This is a genomic window from Nocardia araoensis NBRC 100135, assembly GCF_000308435.1.
GTDB classification, from domain to species: Bacteria; Actinomycetota; Actinomycetes; order Mycobacteriales; family Mycobacteriaceae; genus Nocardia; species Nocardia araoensis.
Genome location: NZ_BAFR01000026.1, coordinates 14,256 through 38,605 on the forward strand (window position 1 = coordinate 14,256; position 24,350 = coordinate 38,605).

Sequence of the window (24,350 nt, forward strand, 5' to 3'; positions counted from 1 at the left end):
GCGCACTCACCGAGGGTCGGCGGCGTCCGGTTCGAGCAGACTGTCGACCTGGCGGATCAATGCCTCCGGGTCCTTGATCCGCCGGGCGTCGACCGTGACCTCGCGCTGGTTGCCGCCGGTCACGGTGATCTTCAGATCCGCCCTGGACTGGATCAGGTAGTTGGACAACGACCGGATCAGCACGGTCCCCGCGCCACCGCCGCTGAGCGTGACGGCGATCACGTCGAGCACGCCCCCCATCTGGCCGTCCTGGATGGGGCGGTTGCGTAGCGCCACTCTCCCACGCAACTCGTCCTCGCGATGCAGCCAGTCGTGCAGGACCCGCAGGCGCCGCTCGACGTCGTCTCCCGCAATGGACAATTGCAGTTCCGCATCGCGCATGCCGACATCGTCCCACAGCGCGGCGCGGATCGAACGTCTTGCCGTGCCCCTTCTTTTGGGGGAACGCATTGTGGCAGTTGCGCTTACCGGGTTGCGCGTGTGCCGAGACGCGTTCACCAGGATGCGGCGGGCACCGCGATCACCGTCATGGAGCCCGGCGCCACTTCGGTGAACCCCGCGTCGCGCACGGCGATCGCCGCGCCCTCGGCCACCTGTTCGGCCAGCGATGCCCAGCGCCGCGCGTCGGCCTCGCGCACCGCGCAGCGGAAGCCGATTTCCGCCCAGCGCAGCGCGTGTTCCACCGGCAGCGCACCGGCCAGCAGCATGCTCGCGTGACCCACCTGCGCGGCGGACTTGCCCAACGTCATTCCGAGCCCGGAGTTCACCCACAGCACCGGCAGTCCGGGATCGGGCGGGCCGGGATCGTCGTGCTCGAGGTCGGTGCCACCGATCTGCAGACGCTTGATCCGCGGATCGACCCCGCCCACCGGCCCCGGAACCAGCGCCCGCGCCTGCGCGCCGTCGATCTCCACGGTGACGCCCGCGACGTCGCACGTCGCCTGCCACTGAGCGCCGCGAGCGCGCCGAGCCACCTTGCGGATCCGAGAGCGCTTCCACGCCAGATAGCGCCCCTCCCACTCGCCGCCCGGCCCGACCCGCTCGTCCAGGCACAGTGCCACCGCCGCCGACGCGGCGGCGGCCAGCAGCGCACTGCGCGGCGGCGGATCGATCTTGGGCAAGTGCAGGACCATCTGCATCGCCTGCACCATGGCCGGGTCGTCCGGATCTCCGCCGCCGCCGTAGCCTCCGGCCAGTTCCGCGTGCCGGGCCCGGAACCCTTCGATATCCGATAGCGCGCCGCTGGTCTCGTCGTCCTCGCGGACTTCGGCGCCGCATTCCGGAATGCTCGTCATCGCTCCACCTCGATCATCGACGAAAACGTTTGGGCCGGTTGCGAACCCCGTTCCCACGGACGCGTGTACTCCCTGGTCGGAAGCGGCGAATCACACGCCACGCCGACAAATCTCCACAGCGACATCCCACCGCCGACCCGGCGGGCAGCTCGAGCAAGGACTTGCGCACCAGTCCTCCGATCGCCACATGATCAACAGCAGCGAGCCTACCGATGCGCGCGGCGCGAACCATGCGCGCCGGTGTGCGCAGCGCGGAGTCGAGCGCCGCCCAGCTGCCGGACGCCGCTGTGACCTGTTCAGCCCAGCGGTACCCGGCGCAGCAGGCCGTCCCTGGCGTCGGCGGCTTCGACCTCGTGCCGGGTGACGCCCAGGATGAACAGCACGGCGTCCAGATACGGATGCGAGAGCGCGGCGTCGGCGACCTCGCGCAGCGCCGGTTTGGCGTTGAAGGCGACGCCGAGCCCGGCGGCGTTGAGCATGTCGATGTCGTTGGCGCCGTCACCCACCGCGACGGTCTGCTCCATCGGCACCCCGGCGTCGGCGGCGAACTTGCGCAGGGCGGTCGCCTTCGCCGCGCGGTCGACGATCTCGCCGACGACGCGGCCGGTCAGCTTGCCGTCCACGACTTCCAGGGTGTTCGCCTGCACGAAGTCCAGTTCCAGCTCGTGTGCCAGCGGTTCGATCACCTGCCGGAAACCGCCCGACACCACGCCGCAGCGGAAACCGATCCGGCGCAGCGTGCGGATGGTGGTGCGGGCGCCGGGGGTCAGCTCGATCCGGTCGGCGACCTCCTCGATCACCGACTCGTCCAGCCCGGCCAGCGTCGCGACCCGCTGCCGCAGCGATTCGGCGAAATCGATCTCGCCGCGCATGGCGGCCTCGGTCACCTTGCGGACCTCGTCCTCCACGCCCGCGTGGGCGGCGAGCATCTCGATGACCTCGCCCTGGATCAGCGTGGAGTCGACGTCGAACACGATCAGCCGCTTGCCCCGGCGGGCCAGCCCGGCGCGTTCCACGGCGACGTCCACCTGCTCGGCCACCGCGACCTCGGCCAGCGCCGTGCGCAGCCGGGAATCGGTGTCCGGGCCCGAATCGGTCGCGGTGACCATCAGCTCCATGCCGGTCACCGGGTAGTCGGCGATACCGCGGATGGTGTCGATGTTGGCTCCCAGCGCGGCCAGTTGCCGCGACACCGCGCTGAACGCGCGCGCGGTGACCGGGCTGCCGAGGATGACCACCGCGTGGGTGGACATCGGCTGCCTGCCGATGGCCGCGTCCACCTCCACGTCGACGTTCATGCCGACGGTGTTCATGGCCTCTTCGAGCTCGTCCTGCAACGCCTCGGCGTCGGTCGGGCAGGTGACCAGAACGCCGAGGGTCAGCCTGCCGCGGATCACGACCTGCTCCACGTCCAGCAGGCTCACCCGGTGCCGGGACATGGCCGCGAGCAGCACGGACGTCACACCGGGGCGGTCCGGTCCGGTGACGGTGACGAGGACGGTGGTGTCGGCCAACTGATGCGCTCCATGTTCGATGTTCGCCGTCGCTGTGCTGGACGTCGTTGTCGCAACGCACGGTGCGTACTGATCTCCACAAACGAGTGTGCACCCGCTGGTGACCAGCGGGTGCACACTCGTCGCGATGAATCCTACGGCGCGGCCGGACGTCGTCGGTTCGGCCCCGCCGAGCAAGCGTCCTACTGCGCGAGGACGTTCGGCTCGTGCAGGTCGGTGGCGTGTTTGCCCGCGCCCCAGCCGACGTGCGCCTCGGCGCGCATGCGCTCGACCATGTGCGGGTAGTGCAGCTCGAACGCGGGACGCTCGGAGCGGATGCGCGGCAGCTCGTAGAAGTTGTGCCGCGGCGGCGGGCAGGTGGTGGCCCACTCCAGCGAGTTGCCGTAGCCCCACGGGTCGTCCACGGTGACCACTTCGCCGTAGCGGTAGCTCTTGAAGACGTTCCACAGGAACGGCAGCATCGACGCGCCGAGCACGAAGGCGCCGATCGTGGAGATCGTGTTCAGCGTGGTGAAGCCGTCGCTGGGCAGGTAGTCGGCGTAGCGGCGCGGCATGCCCTCCGCGCCCAGCCAGTGCTGGACCAGGAAGGTGGTGTGGAAGCCGAGGAACGTCGTCCAGAAGTGCCACTTGGCCAGGCGCTCGTCGAGCATCCGCCCGGTCATCTTCGGGAACCAGAAGTAGATGCCCGCGTAGGTGGCGAACACAATGGTGCCGAAGAGCACGTAGTGGAAGTGCGCCACGACGAAGTACGAGTCGGTGACGTGGAAGTCCAGCGGCGGGCTGGCCAGGATGACGCCGGACAGACCACCGAAGAGGAAGGTGACGATGAAGCCGATGGAGAACAGCATCGGCGATTCGAAGGTCAGCTGACCCCGCCACATGGTGCCGATCCAGTTGAAGAACTTCACACCGGTCGGGACCGCGATGAGGAAGGTCATGAACGAGAAGTACGGCAGCAGCACGGCGCCGGTGGCGTACATGTGGTGCGCCCACACCGCGATCGACAGCGCGGCGATACCCAGGGTGGCGTAGACCAGCGTGGTGTAACCGAAGATCGGCTTACGCGAGAAGACCGGGAAGATCTCCGAGACGATGCCGAAGAACGGCAGCGCGATGATGTACACCTCGGGGTGGCCGAAGAACCAGAACAGGTGCTGGTAGAGCAGGATGCCGCCGGTCGCCGGGTCGTAGATGTGGCCACCCAGGTGGCGGTCGTAGGCGAGACCGAAGAGCGCGGCGGTCAGCAGCGGGAAGGCCAGCAGCACCAGGACGCTGGTCACGGCGATGTTCCAGGTGAAGATCGGCATCCGGAACATGGTCATACCGGGAGCACGCAGGCAGACCACGGTGGTCAGCATGTTCACGCCGCCGAGGATGGTGCCGAGACCGGACACCGCCAGGCCGAGGATCCACAGGTCGGTGCCGACGCCGGGCGAGTGCAGGATGTCGGTGAGCGGCACGTACGCCGTCCAGCCGAAGTCCGCCGCGCCGCCCGGGGTGATGAAGCCCGCGGTCGCCATGCTGGCGCCGAACGCGTACAGCCAGTAGCTGAAGGCGTTCAGGCGCGGGAACGCGACGTCTGGAGCGCCGATCTGCAGCGGGAGGATGATGTTGGCGAAGCCGAACACGATCGCGGTCGCGTAGAACAGCAGCATGATCGTGCCGTGCATGGTGAACAGCTGGTTGAACTGCTCGGTCGAGAGGAACTGCAGGCCCGGCCTGGCCAGCTCACCACGCATCAGCAGGGCCATCAGGCCACCGATGAGGAAGAAGCCCATCGACGTGGTCAGGTACATGACACCCAGGACCTTCGGGTCCGTGGTGGTGACCATCTTGTAGATGAACGAGCCCTTCGGCCCGGTCCGAGCCGGATAAGGCCGAGTCGCTTCCAACTGAGGGACTGGCTGGGGCTCTACGGCAGTCACTGATCCTCCTGAAAGGTGCCTTTAGGTCGCTCCGCAGGCTCCGCTGATCGCATCCATTCCGATGTCGGAACAGACGACAGTTCGCTTGCGCTCTCCGAATCGTAAACCCGTGGGGATGGAGCGAGCCGAACGGGTCCTACTCTCTGTCGTATTTGATGGCTGTGCTGATTTCCAGCGCCTGCGGGGCTGGGTGTTCGCGGCCCCCTCTCGGCTCGCGTCCGAGCGGCCGCCGCTTGCTCCTTCGTCGCGGACACCGCGGCCGCTCGGACGCGAGCCGGGCCGCGAACGGAACAGGCTCGGTCTCGCTTCGCTCGAAAGACGTGGTCGAGGTGCGCTGGGCGAGTAGTCGGCAATCGATGGGCCGGATGTTTGCGGTGCCGGTGCCGCTGGCTCGAAACTGCTCCTTCCGGGACCGATGAGTTCGGTGGGTGTCCGGCGTCTGTAGAGGTGACACGAGTTCCCTTCAGGCCAGGAGACCAGTGATGACCGAAACGAACCGGACGAAGATCGGCGATCCCTGTTGGGTCGATTTGTACAGCTCCGACCTGGATCGGAGCATCGCCTTCTACCGTGAGCTGTTCGACTGGTCCGCCGAGAGTGCGGGCGAGGAGTTCGGCGGGTACGTCACGTTCCGCAAGGACGGACGTGCGGTGGCGGGCGCGATGGCCAGGATGCCCGGTGACACCGACAGCCCCGAACAGTGGACGGTGTATCTGGCCAGTTCCGACGCACAGGCCACCGCCGACGCGGCGACCGCGGCGGGGGCGTCGCTGGTGGTGCCGCCGATGGCGGTCGGCGAGCTGGGCACGATGGCCGTGCTCGGGGACGTCGGGGGTGCGGGCGTCGGCATCTGGCAGGCGGGGACGTTCCCCGGCTTCGAGACCATGGGTTTCGTCTCCGGCGGTGAATGGCGCGAGCACGCGGGCGCGCCGTCCTGGTTCGAGCTGCACACCCGCGACTACGAGGCCTCGTTGACCTTCTACCGGGACGTGTTCGGCTGGTCGGACGTCTTCACCATCTCCGACGCCCCGGAGTTCCGCTACTCGACCATTCACGCCGAGAGCCCGATGCTTGGCGGCGTCATGGATGCCTCGGCGTTCCTGCCCGAGGGCGCACCCGCGGGCTGGATCGTCTACTTCGGCGCCGACGACGTGGACAAGTCCGTCGACCGGCTCACCGAACTGGGCGGCACGGTGCTCTCGCCGCCGCAGGACACCCCCTACGGCCGGATGGCCGCGGTCACCGACGCCACCGGCGCCCGTTTCAGCATCGGCGGCAATCGAGCCTGAACCCGGCGGCCCGCACGGAGATCCGACGCGCACCCCGTGCGGGCCTGGAGGGAGCGATGTCCGCGGTGCACCGCCTCCACCTCACCCATGGCTCGACGGGCGCCGACATGTACCCTCACTCGCATGCCGGTGAGCGACGTGATGCAGGTACACACCCTGATTCGCGCGGTTCGTCATCGGAACGGCGCGGCCGGTCACCGGTTCCGGGCGGTCGTGGCCGGGTGTGCCGCGCTCCTGCTCGCAGGCTGCGGCGGCGCCACCGACGACTCCGCCTCCATCGTGCGCACCACCACCAATATCGCGGGCGCGGGTGTGGTGGGGCTGGAGCGCGACACCACCCGGGCGTGCGCGCTGCCGAGCGCGCCGGATCCGGCGAGCGGGGACACCCGCAGCGTCACGCACGCGGCGGGCGTCTCCGAGGTGCCCGCCGACCCGCAGCGCATCGTCGTGCTCAGCACCTCCGCGCTGGACGCGGTCTGCGCGGTCGGCCTGTGGGAGCGGGTCGTGGGGACGGTGACGCTGGACGGGCCGAGCCCGCAGCCGGCCTACCTGGGCACCGGCGTGCTGAAGATCCCCGGCGTCGGCACCGCCGCCCAGCCCGACCCGGCCCGGATCGCCGCCCTGCATCCCGATCTGATCCTGGGTGAGAACCCATCCGGCACAGCGAGTTTCAGCGCGTTGCAGGCCATCGCCCCCACCGTGCTGGTCGGTTCGAACAACAGCTGGCAAGCCGAATTCGCGGCGTACGCGGCGGGTCTGGGACGTCGCGACGCGGCGGAGACCGCACTGCAGAACTACCGCACCGAGGCGCGCGACACCGGTACCGCGCTGGCAGCGGCCCAGACCCAGGCATCGGTCGTCAGGTTCACCGCCGACGCCCAGCGGGTGCAGGGCGGCGACAGCTTCTCCGGCCAGGTGCTCGCCGACGCGGGCGTGCAGCGTCCCGCCGCGCAGCGCGGCTCCTCGTTCGACGTGCGCGAGGACGAGTTCGCCACCAAGGTCGAAGGCGACCTGATCTACGTGATCCTCGCGGGCCCGGAGGGCAAGAAGCACGGTGAAGCGGTGCTGCGCACCGACGAGTGGAAGAAACTCAGCGCCGCCACCGACCGCCGGGTGTTCGCCGTGGAGGACAGCGTCTGGCACGGCGACGGCCTCACCGCCGCCCGCGCCCTGCTCACCGATCTGCGCAACACGCTCAACGGCTACGTGACCGACTGACCGCCCACCCCCTTGGGTGAGGTTTCCCCCACCCTGGGAGTGCGCGGACCAGCGCTGGGGTTGCTGTCGGAAAGTCCCTTCGAGGACGAGATTCAGAGGTACGCCGAAAACCTCTCGATCGACACCCGAGGACACGACATGCACACGCTGACCGATTCGCTCGCCGACACCCTGCACTCCCTGCCGGAGGCTCAGCCCGTCGCCGGGGTCGATCCGCACGCGGTCGTGGCGTCCACCGCCGATTGCGACCTGACCTACGCCGAACTGGATCGCTGGTCCAACCGCCTGGCCCGGCTGCTGCTGCGCCTCGGCGCCGGACCGGGCACCCGGATCGCGGTGGCGATCGACCAGGCGATCGAGTCCGTCGTAGCCGAGCGCGCCGCCACCAAGATCGACGCCATCACCGTCCCGGTGACCGACGACGGCTCCTACGCGCTCGGCACCTCGGTGGGCATCACCACCAAGGACCAGCAGCCCGAGCACGCGGACGCGATCACCTGGCTGGTACTGGACGAGCGCTCCACCCTGCAGCGCTACCTGACCAGCTCCGCCGCCCCCCTGCGCGCGGCCGACCTCGATCTTCTCCCGAAAGCCGCCTGACCGGACCCGACCCCTCCCCCGCGACCCGAACAGCGATGTTCGGGTCGCGCAGTGTGCCCAATATCCCCGCAGCGCCGACCGCGCCGGTTCAGAATTGACTTGCCGCGTGCTGTGCGGCGGCAGGTACTACCGCTACCGCGGTGGCTACGGGCGGTCACTGTCGATCGGCCCGACCGCGGTCAGAACGTAGGACACTTCATGCAACAGCCTTCCCTTTCGGCGAAAGATCCGGACACAGTTCTTCCCGACGGGGCCTTCGCCCTCTCGGCGGCACAGCGCGGCATCTGGTTCGCCCAGCACGTCGCCGGTGCTACTCCGATCTCGATCGCCCAGTACGTCGAACTCGACGGTCCGATCGACGTCGACCTGCTCGCGCGTTCGGCGCGGCAGGCCGGGCGCGAGTTCGGCACCGGCTACCTGCGCCTCGTCGAGGTGGAGGGGCATCCGTTCCAATTCGTCGACCCCACGCTCGACGACAGTCTGGAAACGCTCGACTTTCGTTCCGAACCCGATCCGGAGGCGGCCGCGCACGCGTGGATGCGCGCGGAGTACGAGGCTCCGCTGGAGCTGACCCGCGACCGGCTGGTGCGCATCGCGATGCTGCGCGTCGGCGCGGACCGCTGGTTCTGGTACTCGCGGATCCACCACATCGTGCTCGACGGTATGGGCGCGCTGACCATGGTGCAGCGCACCGGAGAGCTGTACAACGCCGCCGTCGACGGCCGCGAACCTTCGCCCGCGAAGGCGGAGGACCTGCGCAAGATCGTCGAGGCGGATCTGGCCTATCGCAGTTCGGAGCGGTTCAGCGCCGACCGGGAGCACTGGATGGCGCACTTGGACGGCATGGCCGATCCGGTGAGCCTGGCCGGCCGCACCGCGCCGGTGGACCGACATCCGAGGCGGGTCACCGGCGCGCTGCCCGCCGACACCGGACAGCTGCTGGACGCCGTCGCCGAGCAGGTGTCCTCCGGCGTCGCGCCGACCGTGGTCGCCGCGTTCGGCGCGTATCTGTCCGCGATGACCGGCGCGCCGGAAGTCGTGCTGAGCCTGCCGGTGTCCGCGCGCACCACCGCGACGCTGCGGCGTTCCGGCGGCATGATCGCCAACGTGGTCCCGCTGCGGCTGCGGCTGACGCCGGCCACGACCGTCGGCGACGTGATCCGGGCGGCGCAGGGCGAGCTGACCGGGGCGCTGCGGCGCCAGCGCTACCGGCAGGAGGACATCTTCCGCGATCTCGGCTGGCCGATGGACGAGGCGGGCTCGTTCGGCCCCTCGGTGAACCTGATGATGGTCGACACCAGAATCCAGCTCGGCCCGGTCACCGGGCGGCTGCACGTGCTGACCTCCGGGTTGATCGACGACCTGTTCGTCAACCTGTATCCGGGTGTCGGCGGCGAGAGCACGCACATCGACTTCCAGGCCAACGGCAACCTCTACACCGACGCCGAACTCACCGGGCAGCACCGCCGCTTCCTGTCGTTCCTGCACCGATTCCTGGCCGCGGGACCGGACGCGCCGCTGGCGAGCGTGCCGGTGCTGTCGGAGGACGAGCGCACCGGATTCGCACCCGCCCGCGGGCCCGCGGGCGTCGCGGCGCGGACGCTGCCCGGTCTCCTCGCCGAGGGCGCGGCCCGCGATCCGCTGGCGACCGCGCTGGTGGAGGGTGAGACCGCGTTGACCTACCGCGAGGTCGACGACTACACCAACCGGCTGGCCCGGGTGCTGATCGCCGCGGGCGCCGGGCCCGAGCGCACCGTGGCGATCTCCATCCCGCGGTCGATCGCCTCGGTGCTGGCGACGATCGCGGTGGCCAAGACCGGCGCGGCCTTCGTGCCGATCGACCCCACCTACCCGGCCGACCGGATCGAGCACATGGTCGGCGACAGCGGCGTCGTCGCGGGCGTCACGCTGGCGGCCCCGCGAAAGTCGTTGCCGCACCGGGTGTCCTGGCTGATCCTCGACGACGAGGGCACCGAGCGCGCGATGGCCGAGCAGGACGCCGCGCCGCTGACCGACGCCGACCGCAAGGCCGCGGTGCACGCGGACCAGGCCGCCTACATCATCTACACCTCCGGCTCCACCGGGCTCCCGAAAGGCGTGCTGGTCCCGCACCGCGGGCTGGCCAACTTGGTGGCGAGTTCCGGCGCCGGATTCGGCATCGACCCCGAGTCCGTCGTCGCCCATGCCGTGTCGCCGAGTTTCGACATCTCGGTCGAGGAAATCCTGGTCACCCTCGCGACCGGCGCGACGCTGGCCGTGGTGCCGCCGTCGGCGTACGCGGGCGAGGAGCTGGCCCAGGTGCTGCGCGCCCACCGCGTCACCCACCTCAACGTGACCCCGGCGGTCGTGGGATCGCTCGACCCGGCCACCCTGCCACAGCTGCGCACCGTGGTCGTAGGCGGTGACGCCTGCCCGCCCGAGCTGGTGACGAAGTGGGCGGGCCGGACCCTGCTGAACGGCTACGGCCCCACCGAGACCACCGTCACCGTCAGCCTCAGCGCCCCGCTGACGCCGGACGGTCCGGTCACCATCGGCAGTCTGGCTCGCGACGTGTCGGCCGTGGTCCTCGATCCGTGGCTGCGGCCGCTGCCGCCGGGCACCGTCGGCGAGCTCTACCTCTCCGGTCCCGGCGTCGCGCGCGGTTACCACCGGCGCAACGGGCTCACCGCCGACCGTTTCGTCGCCGACCCGTACGGCACGGGCGAGCGCATGTACCGCACCGGCGACCTCGTGCGCTGGGTGCACAACGACGGGCGCGTCGAACTGGAGTATCAGGGACGCAGCGACTTCCAGGTGAAGGTGCGCGGCTTCCGCATCGAGCTCGGCGAGATCGACGCCGCCTTGCAGCGGCAGCCCGAGGTCGACTTCGCGCTCACCCTCGGCGTCGAAACCGGCTCGGGCGCGACCGCGCTGGTGTCGTACGTACTACCGGAGCAGGGTGCGCAGATCCACCCGGAGGCGCTGAAAGCCGCGGTCGGAGAGACGCTTCCGGCCTACATGGTGCCCTCCGTGATCATGGTGCTGGACCGTCTTCCGCTCACGCCGCTCGGCAAGGTGGACCGCAAGGCGCTGCCCGCACCGGATTTCGGCGCGCGCACCACCGCGAGCAGGCCGCCGTCCACGCCGCGCGAGGAGACGCTCGCCGCGCTGTTCGCGGAGGTGCTCGGCCTGGAATCGGTGGGGGTCGACGAGAGCTTCTTCGCGCTCGGCGGCGACAGCATCGTCTCGATCCAGCTGGTGTCGCGCGCGAAGGCGGCCGGACTCGGCTTCGGCGCACGGGATGTCTTCGAGCGCAAGACCGTCGCGGCGCTGGCGGCGGTGGCCACCGACGTGCCGACCGGGGTGGTGCACGAGCTGCCCGGCGGCGGGGTCGGCGAGGTGGAGCTCACGCCGATCGTGCACGCGATGCTGGAGACCGGCGACACCTGGCGGCGATTCGCCCAAGCGGTGCTGATCGAGCTGCCGTCCGGCATGGAGCGCGCGGATCTCGTCGTCGCGCTCGCGACGCTGCTCGACCGGCACGACCTGCTGCGCTCGACGCTGCGCCGCGCCGGGGACGGCTGGAGCTGGGTGGTCGCCGAACCCGGTGCGGTGAACGCGGGCGCCCTGCTGGAAGTCGTGACCGCGGACGCCGACCTGGAGGCGACCTGCGAGCGTGCGTTGCAGCGCGCCGCCGACCTGCTCGACCCGGAGGCGGGCGTGGTCGCGCGTTTCGTGTGGATCGAGCGCGCCGACGCCGCGCCGCTGCTGTGGCTGGTGCTGCACCATCTGGTCACCGACGGCGTTTCCTGGCGGATCCTGCTGCCGGATCTGGCCACCGCCGCACTGGGCGCCGAACTCGCGCCGGTCGGCACCTCCTTCCGGCGCTGGGCGCACGGCCAGCGTGAGCACGCCGCCACGCGCACCGGCGAATTGCCTCTGTGGCAACACATTCTGGCCACACCCGACCCCGCGCTGGGCTCGGCGCCGATGGACCCGGCCGTCGATGTGGTGGGCTCCATGGCGCACCTGACGACCGTCGTGCCGACGGACATCGCGCAGTCCGTGCTCACCACCGCACCGGATCGCTTCCACTGCGGCGCCGACGACGTGCTGCTGGCCGGGCTCGCGCTCGCGGTGGCCCGGTGGCGCGGGCGCAGCTCCACGCTGTTCACGCTGGAGGGCCACGGCCGCGCGGAGAGCGTCCTGCCCGGCGCCGACGTGGCGCGCACGGTGGGCTGGTTCACCAGCGTCTACCCCGTCGCGGTCGATCTGACCGGCACCGACGTGGCGGACGCGTTCGCGGGAGGGGCCGCGGCGGGCGCCGCGATCAAGGCGACCAAGGAACAGCTGCGCGCCCTGCCGGACAAGGGCATCGGGTTCGGCATGCTCCGCTATCTGGTCCCCGAGACGGCGGCGGCGCTCGCGGACGCGCCCACCCCGCAGATCAGCTTCAATTATCTCGGGCGCGCGTCCACCGGCGGCGACGCGGAACCGTGGCTGCCGCGCCGGTTCGCCGCGACCCAGGACGACCGCGCGCCGCTGTCCGCCGCGATCGACATCAACGCCGTGCTCACCGCGGCCGGGCTCGAGGTGACCTGGGCCTACGCCGGACGGCTTTTCGACGAGGCGGATCTGGGCGAACTCACCGCGCTGTGGGAGCAGGCGCTCGGCGCGCTGGCCCGGCACACCGCGTCCGAGAGCGCGGGCGGACGCACGCCGTCGGACTTCGCCCTGGTCACCGTCACCCAGGCGCAGATCGACGCCTGGGAGCGCGCCTACCCGAATCTCGCCGATGTGTGGCCGCTCTCGCCGCTGCAGTACGGGCTGCTCTTCCACGCGCTCTACGACTCCGACACCGCCGACGGCTATACGGTGCAGTCGCTGCTCACCCTGGCGGGCACCGTCGACGCGACCCGATTGCGCCGCGCCGCACAGGCTTTGGTGACCCGGCACGAGAACCTGCGGGTGGCCTTCGTCGAGACCGAGGACGGTCCGCGCCAGCTCGTCCTGGCCGACGCCGAGATCGACTGGCGGGAAGCGGATCTCACCGGCATCGCCGACGAAGCCGAGCGCGCCAGGGAGCTCGACCGGTTGATCGCGGTGGACGCCCGTACCCGGTTCGAACTCACCCGGCCCCCGCTGCTGCGCTGCACGCTCATCCGAATCGCCCCGGACACCTACCGCTTCGTGCTGACCAACCACCACTTGGTGCTGGACGGCTGGTCGACACCGCTGCTGGTGCGCGAACTGCTCACCCTCTACGTCACCGACGGCGACGCCGCGGCCATGCCGCCCGCGCACTCCTATCGCGAGTTCCTGACCTGGCTGGAGACCAAGGACGACGCGGAATCCCTCGCCGCGTGGACCGAGTCGCTGGCGGGCATCGACACGCCGACCCGCGCGGTGCCCACCCTCGCGGGCATCGAATCGACCGAAACCGGCATGATCTCCGTCGACCTGTCCCGCGACACCGTATCCGGGTTGGAGACCGCGGGCCGGGAAGCGGGCGCGACGGTGAACACATTGGTGCAGGCCGCGTGGGCGATGCTGCTGGCCATGCTGACCGGTCGCACCGACGTGGTGTTCGGCGGCACCGTCTCCGGACGGCCGCCGGAGCTGGCCGGGGTCGAGGAGATGGTCGGCCTGTTCATCAACACGCTGCCGGTGCGGGTGCGCCTGGATCCGGCGGAGAAGGTGGCCGACCTGCTCGCACGCCTGCAATCGGAGCAGGCGCGGCTGATGGACCATCAGCACGTCGGGCTCGCCGCCATCCACCAGGCGGTCGGCCTCGCCGAATTGTTCGACACCCTCACCGTGTTCGAGTCCTACCCCATCGATCGCGAAGCGCTGTCGCAGGCGCTGGACATCGCGGGCATGCGGGTGCTCGACGTGGAAGGCACCGACGCGACGCCGTACCCGCTGAACCTCATGGTGATCCCGCTGCGCGGCGACGACGGCCACGACACGCTGCGGATCACGCTGAAGTACATGGCCGATCAGCTTCCGGAGGAGGCGGCCCCGCCCATGCTGGATCGCTTCGTCCGGCTGCTGACCCAGCTCGCGGACAACCCGCGCGCGCTGGTCTCCCAGTTGCAGTACTGCGACGACGCCGAGCGCGCCGCGCTGGTGCCGGTACGCGGCCCGGAGTCCGTGCCGCAGGCGACGCTGCCCGAACTGCTCACCGCGGGCGCGCGGATCGATCCGGACGCGATCGCGGTCACCGCGGGCGAGCTCACCATGTCCTATGCGGAGCTGGACGCCTGGTCCAACCGCTACGCCCGGGTGCTGCTGCGCCGCGGCGTCGGGCGCGAGGTGTTCGTGGTGCTGGCCCTGACCCGCTCACTGGAATCGGTGATCGCCGTGTGGGCGCTGGCCAAGACCGGCGCGGCGTTCGCCCCGCTGGACCCCAACTACCCGGTGGAGCGCATCGAGCACATGCTCAGCGACTCCAAGGCCCCGATCGGCGTGACGGTCACCGCGACCGGCGAGACGCTGCCCGGCACGATCGACTGGCTGCTGCTCGACGATCTGAACACCATCCGGCGGGTGATGACGGTGTCCGAAGCGCCGATCACCGACGAGGAGCGCGGTGGCCCGATCGACCTGGACCAGACGGCGTACCTGATCTACACCTCCGGCTCCACCGGCAAGCCGAAGGCCGTGCTGCTCAGCCACCGCGGCATCGCGAATCTCGTTGCCGCGCAGCGGGAAACCCTTGCGCTCGATCCCACCGCCAGCGCGCTGCAGGTGGCCTCGCCGAGCTTCGACGCCTCGGTGTTCGAACTGCTCATCGCGCACGGCGCGGGCGGCAGACTGGTGGTGTCGCCGCCGGACGTCTACGGCGGAACGGAACTGGAATCGCTGCTGCGCGCCCAGCGCGTCACCCACGCCGTGATCACGCCCTCGGCGCTGGCCACCATGGAACCCGCCGGGTTGGAGCATCTGCGCGTGCTGGCCGTGGCGGGCGAGGCGGCGACGCCGGAGCTGATCGAGCGGTGGGCGCCGGGCAGGCGGATGGTGAACCTGTACGGCCCCACCGAGTTCAGCATCTGGGCGACCGGGCCTGGCGAGCTCGTCACCGGCGAGCCGATCACGATCGGCGGACCCATCCGCGGCGCGGCCACCGTGGTGCTGGACGCCTGGTTGCGGCCGGTGCCGATGGGGGTGCCCGGTGAGCTGTACCTCGCGGGTCCGGCGCTCGCGCGCGGCTATTTCAACCGGTTCGAGATGACCGCGAGCAGGTTCGTCGCCGACCCCTTCGGCGAACCCGGCGAGCGGATGTACCGCACCGGCGACATGGTGCGCTGGGTCGACAACGGCGACGGCCCCGAGTTGGAGTACCTGGGTCGCAGCGATTTCCAGGTCAAGATCCGCGGCCTGCGCATCGAGCTGGGCGAGATCGACGCGGTGCTCTCCCGTGACGACGAGGTGGAGTACGCGGTCACCATCGGGCGCACCGGCCCCGCCGGTACCACCGTGCTGGTCTCCTATGTGCTGCCCGCCGAGGGCGCCCGACTGGACGTCGAGCGGCTGCGCGCGCAGGTGGCCGCCGAACTGCCCGGCTACATGGTGCCCGGCTACCTTGTCGTGCTGGACACCATTCCGCTCACCCCGGTCGGCAAGCTGGACCGCAAAGCCCTTCCGGTGCCGGACTTCTCCGAAAGCCACCGGCCCTATCTCGCGCCGCGCACGCCGGTGGAGGAGGCGGTGGCCGCGGTGTTCGGCGAGGTGCTCGACCGCGAACGCGTCGGCGTCGACCAGTCGTTCTTCGAACTCGGCGGCAACTCGTTGAGCGCCACCAAGGTGGTGGCCCGGGTGAACGCGGCGCTCGGCTCGCGGATCGCGCTGCGCGATCTGTTCGACGCGCCGACCGTGGCACAGCTGTCCGCCCGGGTGGTGCCCGCCGACGGCGCGGCGCGGGGCGGGTTCGGTCTCGCACCGCGGATCCGGCCGGATCGGGTGCCGCTGTCTCCCGCGCAACAGCGCATGTGGGTGCTCAACCGGATGGATCCGAGTTCGGCCGCCTACAACATCGCGGTGGCACTGCGGCTCACCGGAGAACTGGATGTCCCGGCGCTGCGCGCGGCGCTCGTCGACGTGGTCGACCGGCACGAGAGTCTGCGCACGCTCTACCCCGCCGACGCGGAGGGGCCGCGTCAAGTCGTGGTCGACGCCGACGTGGCCGTGCCCGCGATGCCGGTGGTCGATACCGAGGACGGCGCGCGACTGCGTGAGCGGATCACCGAACTGACGGGAGCCGGCTTCGATCTCGCCGGCCAACCGCCGCTGCGGGTGGGCCTGTTCCGAATCCATGGCGGCGTCGAGCCTTCCGCGGCCGCGGCACCGGTATCGTCGGCTCCCTCGACCGGTGAAGCGCCGGTCTCGTCCGGGCCCGCGGCCGCGACCGCGCCGGTCTCGTCGAGCTACACCGCGAGTTCCGGTGCGATCGCCGCCACGCCGCCGGTGCACGTCGTCGTGCTGGTGGTGCACCACATCAGCGCGGACGGGGCATCGATGGCGCCGCTGGCCGCCGACCTGGTCGCCGCCTATTCCGAGCGGGCCGGGGGCGGTCACGCCGAACGCGTCCCGCTGCCGGTGCAGTACGCCGACTTCGCGCTGTGGCACAGGGAGGTGCTCGGCGACGAGGCGAACCCGGAATCGCTGGCGGCACGGCAGATCGAGTTCTGGCGCTCGACCCTCGCGGGCGCGCCCGACGTGCTGGAACTGCCCTCCGACCGTCCGCGCCCGGCGGTGCAGACCATGCACAGCGCCGACTTCGGCTTCACCGTCGACGCCCAGACGCACCGAGCGCTGGTCGACTTCGCCACCGCGTACAACGTCAGTCCGTTCATGGTCGTGCACGCGGCGCTCGCGGTGCTGCTCGCACGCCTGGCCACCACCGACGACGTGCTGATCGGCACCCCGGTCGCCGGACGCGGCGAGGAGGCGCTCGACCAACTCGTCGGCATGTTCGTCAACACACTGGCGCTGCGGACGCCGGTCGATCCGGGCGCGGGCTTCGCCGCGTTCCTCGACACCGTCCGGTCCGCGGACCTGGACGCGTTCGCCAACGCGGACGTGCCGTTCGAGCGACTGGTCCAGGTGCTGGATCCGGCTCGCTCGACCGCGCACCACCCGCTGTTCCAGGTCTCGCTGTCGCTGCAGAACTTCGTCGAACCCGTGCTGGAACTGCCCGGCCTGCGGTTCGAGGTGGAGGACTTCGAGCGCGACGCCTCCCAGTTCGACCTGACCCTCGACCTGCGCGAGTGCTTCGCCGACAGCGGTCCGGCGGGCATCGAGGCGGTGCTCACCTACGCCACGGATCTGTTCGACGAGGCGACGGTGTCCGCGTTCGCCACCCGGTGGCGGCGCGTGCTCGCGGCGGTGCTGGCGCGGCCCGAGGTCCGTATCGCCGATATCGACATCCTCGACGACACCGAACGGGCGACGCTGGTGCCCGTGCGCGGTCCCGCGGCCGCGGCGGCCACGACCTTGCCGGATCTGCTGGCCGAGACCGTGCGGCGGTTCCCGGATCGCATCGCCTTGGTGTCCGACGGACAGATCACCGCCTACGCCGAACTCGACGCGCACGCCAATCGGCTCGCCCGAGTCCTGCTCGAGTCGGGCGGCGGCCCGGAAACCGTGGTCGCGCTGGGACTTCCGCGTTCGACGGAACTGCTCATCGGCATGTGGGCGGCGGCGAAGGCGGGCGCGGCGTTCCTTCCGGTCGATCCGAAGCACCCCGTCGAGCGCATCGACCACATGCTCACCGACTCCGGCGCGACGCTCGGGCTGACCCTCGCCGCGTTCCGGCCCCTGCTGCCCGACAGCACGAACTGGCTGGTGCTCGACGACCTCGCGCTGGTCGAGCGGTGGAGCGCCGCGAGCAGCCGCCCGCTGAGCGAGCGCGAACTGCCGGCTCCGATCCGGCCGGACAACGCGGTGTGGATGATCTACACCTCCGGCTCGACGGGCACGCCGAAGGGCGTCTCGGTCTCGCATCGCGGCATCGCGGATCTGGTCGCGGCACAGCGGCTTTCACTCGGCCTGGACGAGCACTCCCGGGTGCTGCAAGTGGCGTCGCCGAGTTTCGACGCCTCGGTGTTCGAGGCGATCATGGCGTTCGGCTCCGGCGGCGCGTCGGTGATCGCACCGCCGGAGGTGTTCGGCGGCGGCGCGCTGGCCGAGCTGATCGACACCGAACAGGTCAGCCACATGGTGATCACCCCCTCCGCGCTGGCGACCCTCGACCCCGCCGAGGTGACCAGCGTCCGGGTGCTCGCGGTGGCGGGCGAGGCGGTCGGCGCGGAACTGGTCGAACGCTGGGCCACCGGACGCACCATGGTCAATCTGTACGGACCTACCGAATCCACCATCTGGGCAACGGGATCCGCGCCGCTGGCCGTGGGCGAACCGGTGTCCATCGGCACGCCGGTGCAGGGTGCGCAGGTGCTGGTGCTCGACGACCGGCTGCGCCCGGTTCCGTTCGGCGTGGCGGGCGAGCTGTATCTCGCCGGACCGGCCCTGGCGCGCGGCTACCACGCGCGGACGAGCCTGACCGCCGCCCGCTTCGTCGCCGGACCGTTCGGCGCGCCGGGCGAACGCATGTACCGCACCGGCGATCTGGTGCGCTGGATCCGCGGCGACGCCGGGCCCGAACTGGAGTACTTGGGCCGCACCGACTTCCAGGTCAAGGTGCGCGGACAACGGATAGAGCTGGGCGAGATCGACGCGGTGCTCGGCCGCGCCGACGGTGTGGACTTCGCGGTGACGCTCGGCGTGCCCGGCCCCACCGGGGCCACCGCGCTGGCCGCCTACCTGGTCCGCACGCCGGGGACCGAGCTCGACGTGGCGAAGGTGCGTGCCTTCGCCGCCGACATCCTGCCCGGTTACATGGTGCCCTCGGCGTTCGTCGTGCTGGACGAGATCCCGCTCAACGCGGTCGGCAAGCTGGACCGCAAGGCGCTGCCCGCACCGGAATTCCGCGCCGACCAGACGGAGTACCGCGCACCGGTCACGCCGACCGAACAGCAGCTGGCCGCGATCTTCGGCGAGTTGCTCGGCGTGCCGCGGGTGGGCGCCGACGACTCGTTCTTCGCGCTGGGCGGCGACAGCATCCTGGCGATCCAGCTGGTGTCGCGCGCCAAGCAGCAGGGCATCACCTGCACCCCGCTGCAGGTGTTCGAGCACCGCACGGTGGCGGCGCTGGCCGCGGCCGTGGACGCGGCGGGCGTCGCGGTGACCTTGGACGAGCTGCCCGGCGGCGGCGTGGGCGAACTGCCGCTCACGCCGATCGTGCACTACATGCTGGAACGCGGCGGGAATTACGACCGCTTCGCCCAGACCGCGGTCCTGGAGTTGCCGGTCGGCATCGAACGGTCGCAGATCGTCGCGGTGCTCGCCGCCGCGGTGGACCGGCACGACATGCTGCGCGCCCGGCTGGTCGGCGACGGCGTGGACGGGCCGCGCGTGCTGGTCGGCCCGCCCGGGTCGGTCGACGTGGACGCGCTGGTGCACCGCGTCGAGTTCACCGCCGTCGACCCGATCGAACTGCACGAGTTCGCCATGACCGAACTGGACGCCGCGGCCGACCGGCTCGATCCGGCCGACGGCACGGTGCTGCAATTCATCTGGCTGGACCCGGTGGGCGACGCGGGGTCGCGCACCCGATCGGGCCGGTTGATCGTGCTGGCCCACCACCTGGTGATCGACGGGGTGTCCTGGCGCATCCTGATTCCGGACCTGGTGGCCGCGTGGGCACAGGTGTCGGCGGGCGCCACCCCGGTGCTCGCGGAAACCGGAACCTCGATGCGGCGGTGGGCCCACGCGCTGGCCGAGGAGGCCCGATCGCGACAGCGGGTGGGCGAACTGGCGTACTGGCAAGACGTGCTCGCCGGACCCGATCCGCTGATCGGCGGCCGGGAACTCGATCCAGCCGTCGATGTCACCGGCACGCTGCGCATGGTCGAGCGCGAGGTGTCCGCCGAGGTCACCACCGCGCTGCTGACCACCCTGCCCGGCCTGTTCCAGGGCAGCGTCAACGACACGCTGCTGGCCACCTTGGCGCTGGCGCTGGTGCGCTGGCGTGCCGCCGACCCGTCGGCGCTGCTGCGCCTGGAAGGTCACGGCCGTCAGGAGGAGGTGGTGCCTGGCGCCGATCTGTCCCGCACCGTCGGCTGGTTCACCAGCATCTACCCGGTGCGCCTCGACCTGGCACAGATCGACATCGACGACGCGCTCGCCGGCGGTCCCGCGTTGGGCGCGGCGATCCGCGCCGTGAAGCACCAACTGCTCGCGGTGCCGGACAAAGGCATCGGTTTCGGCTTGCTGCGCTACCTCGACCCCGAGACCGCGCGGCAGTTGCCGCGACGGCTCCCGGGCCGGATCGGCTTCAACTACCTCGGCCGGTACTCCACCGGGGACATCCCGGCCGGACTCGAGGGACTGGGCTGGCTGCCGACCGATGACCTGGGCGACGTGCACGTCGCCGAGGACCCGGGCGTGCCGCTGCAATCGGCGATCGACGTGAACGCGGTCGTGATCGGCGACCGGTTGCGGGCGAGCTTCGGCTTCCCGTCCACCCTGCTCGACCACGACGAGGTCGCCGAACTGGCCGATCTGTGGATCGACGCCCTGAGCGCCGCGGCCCGGTTCGCCCATACCGCGGCGGCCCGCACCGCCGCCGAGGAAGAAGCGGCGGCCACGGCGTCTGCGCCCGTTCCGGCGGCGGGCGGACTCGGGTTGGACGTGGTGCTGCCGATCCGGCTCGGCGGCGAGCAACCGGCGCTGTTCTGCATCCACCCGTCGTCCGGGATGTCCTGGACCTACCTGGGATTCGCCGACGCGCTCGCCCCCGGCCGCCCGATCTACGGGTTGCAGGCGCCCGACCTCGGCGGCCACGAACCGCCCGCGCGCTCCATCGAGGAGTTCGCCGAGCGCTACGTACGAGAGATCCGGGCCTTGCAACCCGAGGGGCCCTACCACCTGCTCGGCTGGTCGTTCGGCGGCCTGATCGCTCACGCGGTGGCGGTGCAGCTGAAAGCCGAAGGCGCGGAAGTGGGCGTGGTCGCGCTGCTGGACGCCGACACCGCCGACATCGACGGCGACAGCATCGAACGGCTCACCGCGGGTTCGTTCGTGAACACCTTCGGCGCGGTGTTCGGCATCCACGACGTCCCCGCGGACGCGACCGCGCAACAGGCGGCGGATCTGATCCGCGAACGGCTCGGCGGGGTGTCGCTGATCGACGCCGCGACGCTGGAGCGCATGGCCGCGTCGTACAACGCCGCCGCGCGCACCAGGACCGGTTACCGCCGACCGGTGTTCGACGGCGACATCGTGTACTTCAGCGCGATCGTCGACACCTCCGACATCTTCGGTCCCGACGGCTGGGGGCCGTACGTGACCGGCGAGATCATCAACCACGACATCGAGGCGACCCACGACGAACTGACCGCACCGCACGTGCTGCCGGTCGTCGCGCGCGTGCTCGACGCACATCTGGGAGGCCGAGGATGAATTCCGACCAAGGAGTCGTCGTCGAGGGGATCGAGAAATCCTTCGGCGCGGTCAAGGCATTACGCGGAGTCGACTTCGCGGCCGAGCCGGGCGAGGTGCTCGGCATCCTGGGGCCGAACGGCGCGGGCAAGACCACTACCGTGAACGTCCTGTCCACGCTGATCCGGCCGGATCGCGGTCGGGCGACGGTCGCCGGGTACGACGTGCTGGCCGATCCCGCGGCGGTCCGCCGCAGCATCATGCTCACCGGGCAGTACGCCGCGCTGGACGACATGCTCAGCGGCTACGAGAACCTCGTGATGTTCGGCAGGCTGATGGGCCTGCGCAAGCGGACCGCCCGCGCCCGCGCGGACGAACTGCTCGCCGAGTTCGACCTCGAACGCGCGGCGGGCCGCCGGGTCGGCACCTACTCCGGCGGCATGCGCAGACGCATCGACATCGCCTGCGGCCTGGTCGTGCGGCCCGACGTGGTGTTCCTGGACGAGCCGACCACCGGACTGGATCCGCGCAGCAGGCAAGGGGTGTGGGATCTGGTCGCGGGCTTCAAGAAGGCGGGCATCACCACCCTGCTCACCACCCAGTACCTGGAGGAGGCCGACGCGCTCAGCGACCGGATCATCGTCATCGATCACGGCGTGGTGATCGCCCAGGGCACCGCCGACGAACTGAAGGCGCGCACCGGCGGCAGCTACTGCGAGGTGGTGCCGCTGAATCTGAAGGACCTGCCCGCCATCGCCGCCGCCCTTGGTTCGCTGCTGCCGCAGGAGAATCGCGACGCGCTCGGTCCCGATTCCGATCGGATCGCCATCCCCGCTCCGGACGGCGCGAAGACATTGCTGGAAGCGCTGCGCCGGCTGGACAGCTCGGGTTTCGACCTCGTGGACGTCGCGCTGCGCCGCCCCTCGCTGGACGACGTGTTCCTCCAGCTGACCGGCCATCTGGCGACCACGGAGGAGATCGCGCGGCGGGAGAGCGTGTCGTGACGGCGGCGACCTGGCTCAGCCAGACCCGCGCCACGCCGTTGCGGCCGCAGCAGTGGTGGGTGCTGACCACCCGGTTGATCGCGCCTTCGGTGCAGAGCGGCGAGCTGATCACCTCGGTGCTGGCGCCGGTGACGTTCACCGCCAGTTTCTACATCCCGCTGAAGACCATCATGACCGTCATCGGCACCGGCTTCAGCAGTTATGCGCAGTACATGATGCCGCTGGTGATCCTGCAGGCCGCCGCCTTCACCGCGGTCTCGGCGGCGTTCCGCGCCGCCACCGACTCGGTCGCCGGGCTGAACCGGCGCTTCGGCTCGATGCCGATCGGCCCCCTGATCCCGGTCACGGCACGTCTGTCCGGCAGCGTCTTCCGCCTGATCATCGCCTTGATCAGTGCGTCGATCTGCGGACACGTCATCGGGTTCCGCTTCTACAACGGACCAGCGCACACGCTCGGCTTCGTGCTGTTCTCGCTGCTCATCGGCGTCGCGCTGATCTGGGGCGGTGACGTGATCGGCACCATGTCGCGCAACCCGGAGGCGACGGCGCAGGCGCTGGTACTACCGCCGCTGATCCTCGGCATGCTGTCCACCGGAATCGCGCCCGCCGATCAGTTCCCGGAATGGGTGCAACCGTTCGTACGCAATCAGCCGGTGTCGCAGTGGGCCATCGCCTTGCGGGCGTTCGCCGGTGACACCGGGCCGAACGCGGGCGAGGTGACCTGGTCGCTGATGTTTCCGCCGCTGGCCTGGGCGCTGGGATACCTGGGCGTCAGCATCCTGATGTCGCTGCGGCTCAGCCCGGGGAGGGCGTGATGGCACTGCTGACCGAACACCCGGATCAGTTGCTCACCGGCTCGGAGATGTCGGTGTCGGCACTGCTGCGGCACACGCTCATCCAGACCCATCGGCTCCTGCTGCGCTGGGCGCGCAACCCGGTCACTCTGCTGGAGACGCTGATCATTCCGTGCCTGCTGCTGATCATGCTGAACACCGTGATCGGCGGGCAGATAAAGAAGTTCACCGGCGAGAGCCCGCTCTACGGCTCGGTGCCGATGGTCGCCTTGGTCGGCGCGCTCTCCGGTGCGGTCGCCGGGGGTGTCCTGCTGGGCCGCGAACGCGACGCGGGCCTGCTCGCCCGCTTCTGGGTGCTACCGGTGCACCGCGCCTCCGGACTGGCTTCGCGGGTGCTCGCCGAGGGCTGCCGCATCTTCGCATGCACCATCGCGGTCGTGCTGGTCGGCTTCGTGCTCGGGTTCCGCTTCCACGAGGGCGTCGCGGCGACGATCGCCTTCCTGCTTCTCCCGGTGTTCTTCGGCGTGGCGTTCGCCACCATCGTCACCTCGGTCGCCGTGTTCACCGCGAAATCGACTCTGGTGGAGAGCATCACGATCCTCACCTCGCTGATGATGTTCTTCAGCACCGGCTTCGTACCGCTGGTCGCCTTCCCGAAATGGATTCAGCCGGTGGTGCACAACCAGCCCATGTCGGTGGGTGTCGACGCCATGCGCGCACTCGCCTTCGGCGGCCCGCTCGCCCGCCCGCTCACCCTGACGGTCGTGTGGTCGCTCGGCGCGATCGTCCTGTTCGCGGTGCCCGCCAGCATCGGCTACCGCAGGGCCAGCAGGCGCTGAGCCGCACAGCGAACTCTCAGCGCGGACCCAGCCGGACAGCAGTGCCCGTCCCTAACGTCGCGAAGGACGATGTCGACCAACGAAAGGGCACACGACAGTGGGCGAACGACGCGGTGCGGCGCATGAGCACGATCTCGGCCTCGCACACGACATGCCGCCACCACCACGCAATCCGGCGGCGCCACCGCCGCCCCGCAGGAAACCGCGGGACCGTACCCGGGCGACGGGTCCAACGGACCCAATATCCTCGTCGAATCCGGCGTGGTGCGCACCGACATCACCACCTCGTTCGGCTCCTACTCCGGCGTCGCGCAGGGTGTTCCGATGACACTCGAACTGACGCTGCGCGACCTGGCGAAGAACAGCGCCGCCGGGGCGGGCATGGCGGTGTAC

Annotated in this window: 11 protein-coding genes and 1 pseudogene; 8 read left to right on the plus strand and 4 right to left on the minus strand. The window is 70.5% G+C overall.

Features of this window, described 5'->3' with window-relative positions:
- Positions 1-6: 6 nt before the first annotated feature.
- From ON21_RS03780 to ctaD, 4 genes are all read right to left on the minus strand, one after another.
- Positions 7-381 carry an effector-associated constant component EACC1 gene (locus ON21_RS03780; protein WP_039795335.1) on the minus strand — a complete coding sequence of 125 codons (375 nt, stop codon included), beginning with the start codon at positions 379-381 and terminating at the stop codon, positions 7-9.
- 113 nt (positions 382-494) lie between these two features.
- Positions 495-1,295, minus strand: a complete 801-nt coding sequence (locus ON21_RS03785; RefSeq protein WP_039795337.1) for an aminoacyl-tRNA hydrolase — start codon at positions 1,293-1,295, stop codon at positions 495-497.
- Positions 1,296-1,591: 296 nt separating this feature from the next.
- Positions 1,592-2,809: a phosphoserine phosphatase SerB gene (gene serB / locus ON21_RS03790; RefSeq protein WP_039795339.1), complete on the minus strand. Its 1,218-nt coding sequence runs from the start codon at positions 2,807-2,809 to the stop codon at positions 1,592-1,594.
- Between the two features lie 182 nt (positions 2,810-2,991).
- Positions 2,992-4,734: an aa3-type cytochrome oxidase subunit I gene (gene ctaD / locus ON21_RS03795; RefSeq protein ID WP_083880383.1), complete on the minus strand. Its 1,743-nt coding sequence runs from the start codon at positions 4,732-4,734 to the stop codon at positions 2,992-2,994.
- A 482-nt stretch (positions 4,735-5,216) separates the two neighbouring features.
- Here ctaD and ON21_RS03800 point away from each other — a divergent pair, with 482 nt between their 5' ends.
- The 8 genes and pseudogenes from ON21_RS03800 to ON21_RS39840 all read left to right on the plus strand — a co-directional run.
- Positions 5,217-6,023, plus strand: coding sequence for a VOC family protein (locus tag ON21_RS03800; protein ID WP_039795343.1), 807 nt, complete (start codon positions 5,217-5,219; stop codon positions 6,021-6,023).
- Positions 6,024-6,146: 123 nt separating this feature from the next.
- Complete coding sequence (locus ON21_RS03805; protein WP_245562452.1) at positions 6,147-7,241, plus strand: ABC transporter substrate-binding protein; 1,095 nt, start codon at positions 6,147-6,149, stop codon at positions 7,239-7,241.
- Positions 7,242-7,379: 138 nt separating this feature from the next.
- Positions 7,380-7,841, plus strand: a complete 462-nt coding sequence (locus ON21_RS03810) for an AMP-binding protein (protein WP_039795358.1) — start codon at positions 7,380-7,382, stop codon at positions 7,839-7,841.
- Between the two features lie 198 nt (positions 7,842-8,039).
- Entirely contained in the window at positions 8,040-21,341 is a 13,302-nt protein-coding gene (locus ON21_RS03815; protein WP_039795346.1) for a non-ribosomal peptide synthetase, read from the plus strand.
- Positions 21,338-22,324, plus strand: coding sequence for an ATP-binding cassette domain-containing protein (locus ON21_RS03820; protein ID WP_039795348.1), 987 nt, complete (start codon positions 21,338-21,340; stop codon positions 22,322-22,324). Before ON21_RS03815 ends, ON21_RS03820 begins: the two co-directional genes overlap by 4 nt.
- Complete coding sequence (locus tag ON21_RS03825) at positions 22,321-23,139, plus strand: ABC-2 transporter permease (RefSeq protein ID WP_039795350.1); 819 nt, start codon at positions 22,321-22,323, stop codon at positions 23,137-23,139. Before ON21_RS03820 ends, ON21_RS03825 begins: the two co-directional genes overlap by 4 nt.
- The gene (locus ON21_RS03830) at positions 23,139-23,957 is read left to right on the plus strand and encodes an ABC transporter permease (protein WP_039795352.1); all 819 of its coding nucleotides are present in this window, start codon (positions 23,139-23,141) and stop codon (positions 23,955-23,957) included. The genes ON21_RS03825 and ON21_RS03830 overlap by 1 nt, the downstream gene beginning before the upstream one ends.
- Positions 23,958-24,101: 144 nt before the next feature.
- Positions 24,102-24,350, plus strand: a pseudogene (locus ON21_RS39840) (dioxygenase); the annotation flags it as partial.

Excerpts from the sequence above, each read along its gene's own strand:
- ON21_RS03780 (WP_039795335.1), bottom strand. The coding sequence starts at position 381 with ATGCGCGATGCGGAACTGCAATTGTCCATTGCGGGAGACGACGTCGAG.
- ON21_RS03815 (WP_039795346.1), top strand. The coding sequence starts at position 8,040 with ATGCAACAGCCTTCCCTTTCGGCGAAAGATCCGGACACAGTTCTTCCC.
- ON21_RS03800 (WP_039795343.1), top strand. The coding sequence starts at position 5,217 with ATGACCGAAACGAACCGGACGAAGATCGGCGATCCCTGTTGGGTCGAT.
- ON21_RS03830 (WP_039795352.1), top strand. The coding sequence starts at position 23,139 with ATGGCACTGCTGACCGAACACCCGGATCAGTTGCTCACCGGCTCGGAG.
- ON21_RS03785 (WP_039795337.1), bottom strand. The coding sequence starts at position 1,295 with ATGACGAGCATTCCGGAATGCGGCGCCGAAGTCCGCGAGGACGACGAG.
- ON21_RS03805 (WP_245562452.1), top strand. The coding sequence starts at position 6,147 with ATGCCGGTGAGCGACGTGATGCAGGTACACACCCTGATTCGCGCGGTT.
- ON21_RS03810 (WP_039795358.1), top strand. The coding sequence starts at position 7,380 with ATGCACACGCTGACCGATTCGCTCGCCGACACCCTGCACTCCCTGCCG.
- ON21_RS03820 (WP_039795348.1), top strand. The coding sequence starts at position 21,338 with ATGAATTCCGACCAAGGAGTCGTCGTCGAGGGGATCGAGAAATCCTTC.